General features: G+C 71.1%; 10 protein-coding genes and 1 pseudogene. 5 read left to right on the forward strand and 6 right to left on the reverse strand.

The features are described 5' to 3' along the window. The 6 genes and pseudogenes from LLG88_02535 to hemW all read right to left on the reverse strand — a co-directional run. A partial coding sequence (locus tag LLG88_02535) for an MTAP family purine nucleoside phosphorylase (GenBank protein MCE5245785.1) occupies positions 1-356 on the reverse strand: 356 nt, incomplete at its 3' end. A gap of 14 nt (positions 357-370) precedes the next feature. Beyond that, positions 371-862 carry an FHA domain-containing protein gene (locus LLG88_02540; protein MCE5245786.1) on the reverse strand — a complete coding sequence of 164 codons (492 nt, stop codon included), beginning with the start codon at positions 860-862 and terminating at the stop codon, positions 371-373. 380 nt (positions 863-1,242) lie between these two features. Then, a pseudogene (gene mce, locus LLG88_02545) lies at positions 1,243-1,647 on the reverse strand (methylmalonyl-CoA epimerase). 31 nt (positions 1,648-1,678) lie between these two features. After that, on the reverse strand, positions 1,679-2,095 hold the full coding sequence (mce, locus tag LLG88_02550; protein MCE5245787.1) for a methylmalonyl-CoA epimerase: 417 nt from the start codon (positions 2,093-2,095) through the stop codon (positions 1,679-1,681). A gap of 2 nt (positions 2,096-2,097) precedes the next feature. Beyond that, the gene (gene meaB / locus LLG88_02555; protein ID MCE5245788.1) at positions 2,098-3,057 is read right to left on the reverse strand and encodes a methylmalonyl Co-A mutase-associated GTPase MeaB; all 960 of its coding nucleotides are present in this window, start codon (positions 3,055-3,057) and stop codon (positions 2,098-2,100) included. A gap of 106 nt (positions 3,058-3,163) precedes the next feature. Further along, positions 3,164-4,309 (reverse strand): radical SAM family heme chaperone HemW, encoded by a 1,146-nt coding sequence (gene hemW, locus LLG88_02560; protein MCE5245789.1) that lies wholly within the window; start codon positions 4,307-4,309, stop codon positions 3,164-3,166. Positions 4,310-4,488: 179 nt separating this feature from the next. Here hemW and LLG88_02565 point away from each other — a divergent pair, with 179 nt between their 5' ends. The 5 genes from LLG88_02565 to LLG88_02585 form a co-directional block, all read left to right on the forward strand. Next, positions 4,489-4,767 carry a hypothetical protein gene (locus tag LLG88_02565; protein MCE5245790.1) on the forward strand — a complete coding sequence of 93 codons (279 nt, stop codon included), beginning with the start codon at positions 4,489-4,491 and terminating at the stop codon, positions 4,765-4,767. 116 nt (positions 4,768-4,883) lie between these two features. Next, entirely contained in the window at positions 4,884-8,366 is a 3,483-nt protein-coding gene (locus LLG88_02570) for a carboxypeptidase regulatory-like domain-containing protein (GenBank protein MCE5245791.1), read from the forward strand. 79 nt (positions 8,367-8,445) lie between these two features. Then, positions 8,446-9,261, forward strand: a complete 816-nt coding sequence (gene rsmA / locus LLG88_02575) for a 16S rRNA (adenine(1518)-N(6)/adenine(1519)-N(6))-dimethyltransferase RsmA (GenBank protein MCE5245792.1) — start codon at positions 8,446-8,448, stop codon at positions 9,259-9,261. A gap of 1 nt (position 9,262) precedes the next feature. Beyond that, on the forward strand, positions 9,263-10,900 hold the full coding sequence (locus LLG88_02580) for a ribonuclease J (GenBank protein ID MCE5245793.1): 1,638 nt from the start codon (positions 9,263-9,265) through the stop codon (positions 10,898-10,900). A 25-nt stretch (positions 10,901-10,925) separates the two neighbouring features. Then, on the forward strand, positions 10,926-11,746 hold an 821-nt coding region (locus tag LLG88_02585; GenBank protein ID MCE5245794.1), incomplete at its 3' end, for an undecaprenyl-diphosphate phosphatase.

Consider the following 11,746-nt stretch of genomic DNA (forward strand, 5'->3'; position numbering starts at 1 on the left):
TCGAAGAACGTGTCGGCGCGGTGCCGCGTGCGGTCGATGAACTGGTCGGGGACGACGACGTGCAGCGGCTCGACCGTTCCGTCGAGCGAGCCGACGGCGGAGGCCGAAAGAACGAACTCGACCCCCAGCGACTTCATCGCCCAGACGTTGGCGCGGTAGTTGATCTCGGTCGGCGAGATGCGGTGGCCCCGGCCGTGCCGCGCGAGAAACGCCACCGGCGTTCCGGACAGCTTTCCGAGGACGACCGCGTCGGACGGCGACCCGTACGGCGTCTCGATCCGCCGTTCCTCGACGTCCTGCAGCTCCTCGACGCGGTAAAGCCCCGATCCGCCGAACACTCCCAGCCGCGGTTGCATCGTCTCTCCGTCCGTCAGGGCGCGGCGCCGATCGTGATCTGCAGCGTCGTGTCGCCGACCGTGATCTCGTCGCCGTCCTGGAGTTCGCAGGCCGTGATCCGGCGTCCGTTGACGAACGTGCCGTTCGTCGAGCCGAGGTCCTTCACCAGCACGCAGACCGTGCCGTAGACCTCGAGGCTGGCGTGGCGGCGCGAGACGCGCGGATCGACGATCACGACGTCCACCGAGCCCCGGCCGAGCAGGACGCGCGACTGCGTCAACCGGAACGAGTTCCCCTTCGACGGACCGGAGATCACGTCGAGCGAAACATCCCACCCTTCGGGAAGCGCGACGCGGCCGAGGTCGTCGCCCGCCGCCACCGCCGCGCCCAGGACCGCCCCGTTGGGGGGCGGCTGGATCGGCACCATCTGCGTGGGGCCCCCGACCCGCGCCGGCTCGCACGCCGCGCAGCGCCCCTCGAGATCGAGCGGGCCGCCGCAGCGGGGACAAGCGGCGAGGTGGGTCACTCCCCCGCCTCCTCCACGCTGAAGCCGAACGCTTCGGCGAGCGCCTTGCCGGTCCGCGTCTCGAAGCGGCTCTTGAACGAGGGGATGTCGGCCGAGTCGTCGTCGGCGACGATCTTCTCCACGCGGTGCAGCGGGTAGTACTGCAGCGAGGGGACCAGCGGCCCTTCCTCGCCGCGCGACCACTGGGAGACCCAGGACTCGAACGCCTCGACGTCCAGCCCTTCCATCCCCACGCCGACCGTGTCGAGCTGGCGGATCACGCCGAACAGCTTCTGCCGCGGCTCGCGCAGGTAGAGCACGGCGATCGTCCCTTCGCCGAACGGCTCCTCGTACCGGTCGTCGTCGTCCTCGTCGTCGATATCGTCGAGGTCGGCGAACGGACGCTCGCAGAGTTCGAGCAGGATCCCGCCGGTGTCCTTGGGATGGAGGAACGCGACCCGCGCGTTCCCCGCCCCCGGACGCACGCCGGGGGGCAGCGGCCGGACGCCGCCGGCGGCCAAGTCGGCCAGCGCGGCCTCGAGGTCGTCCACGCGCAAAGCCATGTGGGCGATCCCCTCCCCGCGCTTCTCGAGCGTCTTGGCCACCGGCGAGTCGTCCGCCGTCGGTTCGAGCAGCTCGACGTGGGCGCCGCAGACGTCGATGAACCAAGTCCGGACCTTCTCGCTCGCGACCTCCTCGACGCGTTCCAGCGGCAGGCCCAGCAGCCCCGTCCAAAGACGGATCCGCTCCTTGGGGTCCTTCACCGCCACGCCGAGATGGTCGATGCCGATCACGTGACTGTCCATCGTCGTCTCCGCCGCCCGCCGTCGGGGCGCGTCAGTGCTGGGAACGCTCGCACAGCTCCAGCAGGATACCGCCGGTGTGCTTCGGATGGACGAAGGCGACCTTCGCCCCGCCCGCGCCCGGACGGACGCCCGGCGGCAGCGGTTCGATCCCGTTCGCGGCCAGCTTGCCGAGGACCGCCTCGATGTCGTCCACGCGCAGCGCCATGTGGGCGATCCCTTCGCCGCGCTTCTCGATCGTCTTGGCGACCGGCGAGTCGTCGGCCGTCGGCTCGAGCAGCTCGATGTGCACGCCGCAGGCGTTCACGAAGTAGGTGCGGACCTTCTCGCTCGCGACTTCCTCGACCTTTTCCAGCGGCAGGCCGAGAACGTCCTTCCACAGCTTCATCCGCTGGTTAGGATCCTTGCAGGCGACGCCCAAATGGTCGATCCCCAACACGCGACCGCTCATGACTACCTCCATTCACCCGGCCGGCTGCCGCCGACGATCTCCTCGACCGCCGTGTACGGGTCGGTTTCCCGACGGGCCAGCCGCTCGACGATCTTGTTCCAGTTGTCGAGGCCGATTCCGTGCTCCACGACGCGCCTGAACAGCGCGCGCCCGAGGATGTCCTCGAGCCGCACGCGGGCGCGCTCGAGGCGCCGCGCGCGGCGGCGCTCCTCGGTCTCCGGATGGTCGAGGTGGGCCTTGATCGCCTCGACCAACCGATCGACTCCCTCGCCCTTCAGCGCGATCGTCTTGACGATCGGCGGCTTCGGGCGGTCCTCGTCCGCCATCGCCAACATCTGCTGCAGCTCCATGGCCAGCTTGTCGGCGCCGTCGCGGTCGGACTTGTTGATCACGAAGAGGTCGGCGATCTCGAGGATCCCGGCCTTGATCGCCTGGATGTCGTCCCCCATGCCGGGGACGAGCACGACCAGCACCGCGTCGGCCAGGCGGGCGATTTCGATTTCCGACTGCCCCACGCCGACCGTCTCGACGATCAGGACGTCGTAGCCGGCGGCGTCCAGCAGGTCGAGCGCCTCGCCGGCCGAGCGGCAAAGGCCGCCCAGATGGCCGCGCGTGGCCATCGAGCGGATGAAGACGCCGTCGTCGCCGGCGTGCCGCATCATCCGCACGCGGTCGCCGAGGATCGCCCCGCCGGAGAAGGCGCTGGACGGGTCCACCGCGACGACGCCGACCTTGAGGCCGGCCGCGCGGTACTGCTCGATGAGGCGGTCCACCAGGCTGCTCTTGCCCGCCCCGGGGAAGCCGGTCACGCCGATCGTCACGGCCCGTCCGGCCCGCGGGTAGAGGCTGCGCAGCAGTTCGGGAGCGCCGGCCGCCGCGCATTCCACGACGGTGATGCCGCGCGCCAAGGCGCGCCGCTGCCCGGCGACGATTTCTTGGGACAGCTCCGATGCGTCGATCACGGAGAAACTCGCTTCTGAAGGCCCGGCCATCTGGGTGGGCGGCCGGTGCGGTGTTCGAAGCCCGACAATACCTTACGGTCGCCGGTTCGCCCACTCCGCGGCAAACCTACAGAAGATCGACGAAAAGCTCGTCCGCGATCAGGAACGCCCGCTCGGCGAGCCGCCGACGCGACCCCTCCGCGACGATCATCCCCTCGGCCTCCGCCCTGGCGAGGCGCGGCAGACGCCGCGCGAGGGCCTCCGCCCCGTGGCGCGCCGCGAGCCGGTCGAGGTCGATCCCCGCCGCCAGCCGCAGGCCGAAGACCAGCGCCTCCCCCATCCGCCGGTCGGGATCGTACGGCTCCCGCTCCCGCGTCCGGCGCCCTTCGGCCGCCCCTTCCACGTATTCCGCGAAGCGGCGCGGGTTCGTCCATCGCTCTCCGTCGACGTAGGAGGCGGCGGACTGGCCGAAGCCGACGTACGGCTGGTCGGTCCAGTACTTGACGTTGTGGCGGCTCTCCCGCCCCGGGCGCGCGAAGTTCGAGATCTCGTAGCGGGCGATCCCCGCAGCGGCGAGGGCGGCGACCGTCTCCTCGTACATCGCCGCCGCCGCGTCGTCGTCCGGCCGCGGCCGCGTCCCCCGCTCGATCATCCGGACCAGCGGCGTCCTGGCGTCGGTCTCGAGAGCGTAGAAGGAGAAGTGGTCGGCCGGCAGGGCGAGGAACGCGCGCAGCTCGTCCCGCCACTCCTCGACCGACTGCCCCGGGCGGCCGAAGATCCCGTCCACCCCGACCGAGCGGAAGCCGCTCTGGGCCGCCAACTCGACGGCCAGCCGATTGACCGCGGCGTCCCCGCCCCGGCCGACGGCCGCCAGACCCGCCGGCGCGAGCGATTGGACGCCGACGGTGATCCGGTCGAACCCGCTTCCGCGCCAAAACGCCGCCCGGCCCGCGGTGACGTCTTCGGGATTCGTCTCGAGGGCGATCTCGGCGTTCTCGGCCAGATCGAAAGCCGCACGCAGTCGCTCCAGGGTTTCGACGAGGAGCGCCGGATCGACGTGGGAGGGCGTGCCGCCGCCGAAATGGACCGTGTCGGCGCGGCGCCGCCCGCGCTCCCGCGCGAAGGCGTCGATCTCCGCCCACAGCGCGCGGAAGTAGTCCGGCGCCAGCCGTTCCTGCCCGACGACGATCGAGAAGTCGCAATAGGCGCACCGCCGCGCGCAGAACGGCACGTGAACGTAGATCCCGACCGCTTCGTCTTCCCGACCGACCACGCGCGGCAAGCCCCCGGCAGGGCGCGGAAACGCGCCCCCGCGGACGCCATTTGTACGCCCAACGGGACGCCCGCGCAGAAAGGCCCTTCCAGCGTTGACAACGAGCGGCGCGCGGACCTACCATCCGCCAGCTTCGTTGGACCGTTTTTTCCGGAGTGCCGGGGAGAAAGGGAACGCCGATGCGCGAATTGGGGCGCGCCTTGGCGGTTTGTCTGGTCGTTGCGCTCGCCGCGTTCCTCGCCGACGCGTTGTTCGACGAGGGTGCGCTGCCGTTCTGCGACGACGCCGCCGTCGCCTGCGGGGTTTCCGCGGACGAGCAGGCGCCCGACCGTTCCTTCGGTTTCGTGGTCCCGTGCGCGCCGGTCCTCGCGCCGACGACCGTCGTTCCGCCGCCGTCGTTCCTCGGCGGCGCGCCGCTCTCCCCGTCCCGTCGCCTCGTCGTCTGTCGCCGCGCATAGAGCGCGGGCGGCAGTGTCGTGGTCCGCGCCGCAGGTCCTCGGCGCGGGATGCCGTTTTTGAGGGGTTCGCGGGCGAGAGGACGCCCGCGGCTGGCTAAAGAGGAGGCCAGAAGCAAATGGGTGGTTTGAAGAAGTGGGGTTCCGTCGTCTTCGCCGGTCTGCTGGTGGCCGCGGCCGCTTGGCTGCCTTCCGCCGCGCAGCAGCGCCGGGCCGACACCGTGGACGACTCCGACGTCGTCCAGGTTCCCGGCAACGTCCACGCGCTCGCCCAGCCGCAGTTCATCGTCGGCGCGCCTGACTTCGACGCCCCGATGGAGCGGATGGTCCTGACCCTCCGGATGCGTCCGGACGCGCAGGCGCGTCTGTCCCGGCTGCTCGTCGAGCAGCAGGACCCGTCCTCCGCCAACTACCACAAGTGGCTCACGCCGGAGCAGTTCGGCGCCCAGTTCGGCCCGACGCCGGCGCAGCTTCGCTTGGTCTCGACCTGGCTGATCCGCAACGGCTTCCGCGTCGAGGACGTCGCCAAGAGCGGCCTGTGGATCAACTTCTCCGGCACGGTGGGGAGCGTCGAGCGCACCTTCCGCACCCAGATCCGGACGCTGAACGTCGATGGGCGCCTGCATCAGGCGAACCTCGCCGATCCGTCGATCCCGCGCGCCCTCGCCGGCATCGTCCACGGCGTGGTCACGATGCACGACTTCCGCCGGACGCCGATGAACCACGGCTTCCGGCCGCTGCCCGCCGGCGCGGTCTCCGTCGTCGCCCCGAACTACACCAGCGGCAGCTCGCACTACCTCGCCCCGGCCGACTTCGCGACGATCTACAACGTGAAGGCGCTCTACGACGCCGGGTACACCGGGAGCGGGCAGACGATCGCCATCGTCGGCCGCACCGACATCCACATCGCCGACGTCCAGTACTTCCGCAGCTACTTCGGCCTGCCGGCCAACGACCCGGTGACGGTCCACAACGGAACCGCCCCCGGCGTCGTCGATTCGGGCGAGGAAGGCGAAGCGCTGCTCGACCTCGAATGGTCGGGCGCGGTCGCGAAGAACGCGACGATCAAGTTCGTCGTCACCAAGTCCACCAGCACGACGGACGGCGTCGATCTCTCGGCGCAGTACATCGTCAACAACAACGTCGCGCCGGTGATGAGCACCAGCTTCGGGGCCTGCGAATCGGCCATCGGCACGAGCGAAAACAACTTCTTCAACAACCTCTGGCAGCAGGCGGCGGCGCAGGGGATCACCTCCTTCGTCTCCTCCGGCGACAGCGGGGCGTCCGGCTGCGACGGCGGCAGCGCCACCAGCGGCTCCGGCCGCGCGATCTCGGGCCTCTGCTCCACGCCGTACGACGTCTGCGTCGGCGGCTCGATGTTCGACGACGCCTCCAACCCGTCGGCCTACTGGGCCTCGACGAACGACGCGACGACCCACGGCTCGGCCCTCTCCTACATTCCGGAGAAGGTCTGGAACGAGAGCGCCAACGTCAGCGGCGGCTCGGGCCTCTGGGCGACCGGCGGCGGCGCTTCGTCCGTCTACTCCAAGCCCTCGTGGCAGGTCGCGACCGGCGTGCCGAGCGACGGCAAGCGCGACGTCCCGGACGTCTCGCTGACCGCCGCCGGCTACGACGGCTACATCATCGTCCAAGGCCACACGTCGAGCGCCTCCGGCCTCACCGTCACCGGCGGCACCTCCGCTTCCTCGCCCTCGTTCGCCGGCCTGATGGCCCTGATCAACCAGAAGACCGCGACGACGCAGGGGAACGCCAACGTCCGCTTCTACCAGCTCGGCGCCGCGCAGTACGGCGGCACGGGCGCGACGGTCTTCCACGACGTGACCAGCGGCAACAACAGCGTTCCGAGCGTCACCGGCTACACCGCCGGAACCGGCTACGACCTCGCCACCGGGCTCGGCACGGTGGACGCCAAGGCGCTGGCCGACAACTGGGCCGGCCAGGCCACGCCGGACTTCGCCGTGACCGTTTCTCCGTCCTCCGTCTCCGCGACGGCCGGCGGGCAGACGACCGCGACGGTGACCACGACCGTCTCCGGCGGCTTCAACTCCGCCGTTTCGCTCTCCGTCTCCGGCCTGCCGACCGGCGCCACGGCCACGTTCTCGCCGGCGTCGATCGCCGCCCCCGGTTCCGGCAGCTCGACCCTCACCCTCGCGACCGGCACGGCCGCCGCGGGAACCTACAGCCTCACGATCACCGCGACCGGCAACGGGACGACCCACGCCGCCGCGCTGAGCTTCGCGATCAACGCCGTCCAGACGACCTACTCGATCTCCGGCGCGGTGACCCTCAACGGCGCCGGACTCTCCGGCGTGACCGTCGGCGCCGGCTCGACGAGCGCGGCGACCGACGCCAACGGCGCCTACACGATCTCCGGCCTCGCCAACGGCACGTACACGCTGACGCCGAGCAAGACCGGCTACACCTTCTCGCCGGCGACGCAGAGCGTCGCGGTGAGCGGCGCGGACGTGACCGGCAAGAACTTCACGGCCACGGCGACGACCGGGGACACCGCGCTGACCAGCGGCGTCGCGGTCGCCGGCTCGATCACCTCCACCTCGCGGAACGGCGCGTGGAACTACTACTACATCGACGTTCCGAGCGGCGCGACGAGCCTCGCCGTGACGATGACCGGCCTCTCCGCCGACGCCGACCTCTACGACATGTTCAACGCCAAACCGACCACGAGCTCCTACACCAGCCGCTCGTGGAACAGCGGGACGACGAGCGAGTCGATCACCAACAGCAGCCCGTCCGCGGGCCGCTGGTACATCGGCGTCACCAACTACGCCACCGGCACGATCACCTACACCATCAAGGCGACGGTGACGACGCCGGCCGCGACCTACACCGTTTCCGGGACCGTCACGCTCAACGGCGCGGGCCTCTCCGGCGCGACCGTCAGCGCCGGCTCGGCGAGCGCCACGACCGACGCCAACGGCGCCTACACCATCTCCGGCCTCGCCAACGGGACCTACACCCTGACGCCGAGCAAGAGCGGCTACACCTTCACGCCGACCTCGCAGAGCGTCACCGTGAACGGCGCCAACCTGACCGGCAAGAACTTCACCGCGACCGTCGCGCCGGCGGGCCTCACCGACGGCGACTTCGAGGGCGGGCTGTACGGTTCCTCCAGCACCGGCGCCTCCGGCACGACCGGGCCCTGGGCCTGGACGTCCACCGGCGGCAAGAACCCGATCCAGACCGGCAGCTCGAAGGCGCACGCCGGCTCGTGGTTCGCGGTGATGAACGGCTACGGCAAGAGCGAGACCGACACCCTCTCCCAGACGGCGACGATTCCGGTCTCCTCCACCGCCAAGCTGAACTTCTACCTCAAGGTCACGACGTCGGACGGCACGAGCAAGGCCTACGACAAGCTGACCGTCTACCTGATCGACCAGAACGGCGCCAGCCACCAGCTCGTCCAGTACAGCAACGTCAACGCCAAGACGAGCGGCTACGCGCTGAAGAGCCTCTCCGTTTCCGCGTATCAGGGGCAGACGGTCACGATCAAGTTCTCCGCGACCGAAGACTCCAGCCTCTCCACCTACTTCTACATCGACGACGTCGCGCTCGCGAACTGAGTCGTCGCGCCTGACTTTCCGCACGAGGAGGCCGCCCGCGAGGGCGGCCTCTTCGCGTCCGGCGTGCCACAATTGGTGCATGAGCGACGCCAAGCCACGTCCGACCCGCAAGTACGGCCAGAACTTCCTCGCCGAGCCCCGCCTCGCGGCGAAGCTCGTCGAGCTGTTCGCCCCCGGCCCCGACGACGTCGTCGTCGAGATCGGCCCCGGGCGCGGCGCGCTGACCCGCGGCCTCGCCGAGAAGGCCGGCCGCTTCGTCGCGCTCGAGATCGATCCGCGCCTGATCGACGGCGTGAAGGAAATCCTCGCGCCGTTCCCGAACGCCGAGGTCCACCTCGCCGACGCGCTGGAGATCGACTGGGACGCCCTCTCCGCCCATCTCGGCGGACCGCTGCGCGTCGTCGGCAACCTCCCCTACAACGTCGGCACGCCGATCGTCCGCCGCCTGATCGCCAGCGACGCCGTCCTCGACACGCAGGTCGTGCTGCAGCTCGAGGTCGCGGAGCGGCTTCTCGCCGAGCCGGGCACGAAGGACTACGGCCCCCTCTCGATCGTCGCCGCGCTCCGCTGCGAGCGGGAGAAGCTGCGCGTGATCAAGCCCGGCTCGTTCACGCCGGCGCCGAAGGTCACGAGCTGCGCGCTGCGGCTGAAGCGCCTCGCCGCCCCGCCGCTCGCGGCGGAAGAGGTCGGGCGGTTCGAGTACTGGGCCTTCAGCGGCTTCGCCCAGCGGCGCAAGACGCTGGCCAACAACATCGAGCGCCACCGCACGCTGATCGAGCAGTTCCTCGTTTCCTGCGGCCTCCCCGCGAACGCGCGCGGCGAGCGGCTCACGCCGAACCAATGGCTGACGCTCGCCGACGCGATGACGATGGGCGAGGTCGCGCTGGACGTTTGACATGGGCGCGAAACTCGACGTCTACACCCTCGGCGGCTGCGGCGGCTTCGGCATGAACGCCACGCTCCTCGCCGTCGGCGGCGAGGCGATCCTCGTCGACTTCGGCGCGGGGTTCCCGCGCGAGCCGCTCCCCGGCGCAGCGCTCGTCGTGCCCGACGGCGCCGCGCTCGTCGAGCGCTTTCCGCGCCTCGCGGCGATCGCGCTGACCCACGCGCACGACGACCACTGCGCCGCGCTCTCCTACCTGCCGCCGGCCTGGCGGAGCGCGCCGGTCTACGGTCCCGCGTTCGCGCTCGCCTCGGCCGCCGACCGCCTCGACGACAACCACGTTCCCCGCCCGCGGATGATCCCGGTCGCCGCGGGGGAGCGGGTCGAGCTCGGGCCGTTCGGGGTGACGTTCGTCCCCGCGACCCACTCCGTGCCCGACTCCGCGCTGCTGGCGATCGAGACGCCGGTCGGCCTCGTCGTCCACTCCGGCGACTTCAAGCTCGATCCCGCGCCGCGCAAGGGCCCCCCCGCCCCGCGCGCGCAGCTCGCCGAGCTCGGCCGCAAAGGCGTCCGTCTGCTCCTCGTGGACAGCACCGGCGCCCTACGCCCCGGCCGGACCGCGGCGGAGAGTTCCGTCGCCCCCGCGCTCGCCAAGACGATCGCCGGCGCGGAGGGCCAGGTCTTCGTCTCCACGTTCGCCAGCCACGTCCACCGGATCGAGGCGGCGATCGAAGGCGCCGCGGCGGCGGGACGCAAGGTCGCGCTGCTCGGGCAGCGGATGACCCGCTCGACGCGCCACGCGCTCGACCTCGGGCAGTTCGACGCCCCGGCCGGAACGCTCGTCTCCCCCGAGGAACTGCAGGACGAACGGCCCGAATGCCGCGTCTGGCTCGCCGGCGGCTGCCAAGGGGAGAACAACTCCACCTTCTCCCGCCTGAGCATGGAGACCGACCAGCGCGCCGAGGTGATGCGCGGCGACACCGTCGTCCTCTCCTCGAGCATCGTCCCCGGCAACGAGATGCCGGTCTCGCGGATGGTGGACCGCTTCCTGCGGCTCGGCGCCTCGGTGATGACCGCGGGCGAACATCCGGAACTCCACGCCTCGGGGCACGGCTCGCGCGACGAGCTGGCCGAGTTGGTCGCGCTGACGCGGCCGGAGGTCGTCGTGCCGGTCCACGGCGACCGCGCGCACCTCGAGGCGATGGCCGCCCTCGCCGAAGCCGCCGATCCGGCGCCGCGCCAAGTGCTGATCATCGAGAAGGGAGACCATCTCGAGCTCGGCGGGTTCGGCGCGGCGGTCGTGGAGCGTCTGGAGGTCCACACGCTCTACCTCGACGACGCCGGGCTGGTCCTCTCGCCGCAGGTGATGCGCGAGCGGCAGGCGATCGCCGCCGCCGGCGTGGCGCTGGTCCACGTGCGGCGGACCTCCGGCGGGCGCGTGCCCGACGACGCGGTGCGGATCGAAGGGATCGGCGTGCCCGGCTGGGAAACGATCGGCCCGGAGGCCGCCGACGCCGCGCTGCGCGCGGTGCGGCTCGCCCCGCCCTGGACGCCGGTCGGCGAGCTCGAGGCGGACATCGCGCGCCGCGTCGGCAACCTCTTGCGCCGCGGCGGACGGGTCCGGCCGCGGGTCGTCGTGGTCCTCGACTGAACAGCGAAACGGGAGAGCACAACCGATGGTCGTTCCGCCGCTCGCCGCGCTCGACGCGCTGCAATCGTTGATTCTCGGCCTCGTCGAGGGGCTGACGGAGTACCTGCCCGTCTCCTCGACCGGCCACCTGATCATCGCCAACCACTTCCTCGGCATTCAGGGCGAAGGGAGCAAGGCGTTCGACGTCGTGATCCAGATCGGCGCGATCCTCGCCGTTCTGGGGCTCTACCGTCGCCGCGTCGGGCAAATGGCCCTCGGCCTCGTCGGCCGCGACCGCGTCGGCGGCAATCTGCTCCTCAATCTCGCGATCGCCTTCCTGCCGGCGGCGGTCGTCGGCCTCGCCGTCGAGAAGCGGATCAAGGCGCTGTTCGACATGCGGCCCGTCGCGTGGGCGCTCCTCGTCGGCGGCGTCCTGATGATCGTCGCGGACTTGCTGCTGCGGCGGCGCCGCGAACGCCGCGGGCTGACGCTGGAACGGCTCGGCCCGCAGGGGGCGCTGGTGATCGGCCTCTTCCAGGTTCTCGCGATGTGGCCCGGCACCTCGCGCTCGCTGGTGACGATCATCGGCGGCCTGCTGGTCGGGCTCACCCCGCTCGCCGCGGCCGAGTTCTCGTTCCTGCTCGCCCTGCCGACGCTGAGCGCGGCCGCCCTCTACGAGATCGTCTTCCACCACGCGGAGATGGCCGGCGCCGTCGGCGCGGGACCGATGATCGTCGGCCTGCTCGCGGCCGGCGTCAGCGCCGCGTTCGCGGTCAAGGGGTTCGTCGCCTGGCTGGTGCGCCACGGTTTCGTTCCGTTCGGCGTCTACCGGATCGTCGCCGCGGCCGTCGTCTTCCGCTTCGTCCT

It is taken from the genome of bacterium (assembly GCA_021372775.1).
In the GTDB taxonomy this organism is placed as follows: Bacteria; Acidobacteriota; Polarisedimenticolia; order J045; family J045; genus JAJFTU01.

Excerpts from the sequence above, each read along its gene's own strand:
- mce (MCE5245787.1), bottom strand. The coding sequence starts at position 2,095 with ATGAGCGGTCGCGTGTTGGGGATCGACCATTTGGGCGTCGCCTGCAAG.
- LLG88_02565 (MCE5245790.1), top strand. The coding sequence starts at position 4,489 with ATGCGCGAATTGGGGCGCGCCTTGGCGGTTTGTCTGGTCGTTGCGCTC.
- LLG88_02570 (MCE5245791.1), top strand. The coding sequence starts at position 4,884 with ATGGGTGGTTTGAAGAAGTGGGGTTCCGTCGTCTTCGCCGGTCTGCTG.
- rsmA (MCE5245792.1), top strand. The coding sequence starts at position 8,446 with ATGAGCGACGCCAAGCCACGTCCGACCCGCAAGTACGGCCAGAACTTC.
- LLG88_02580 (MCE5245793.1), top strand. The coding sequence starts at position 9,263 with ATGGGCGCGAAACTCGACGTCTACACCCTCGGCGGCTGCGGCGGCTTC.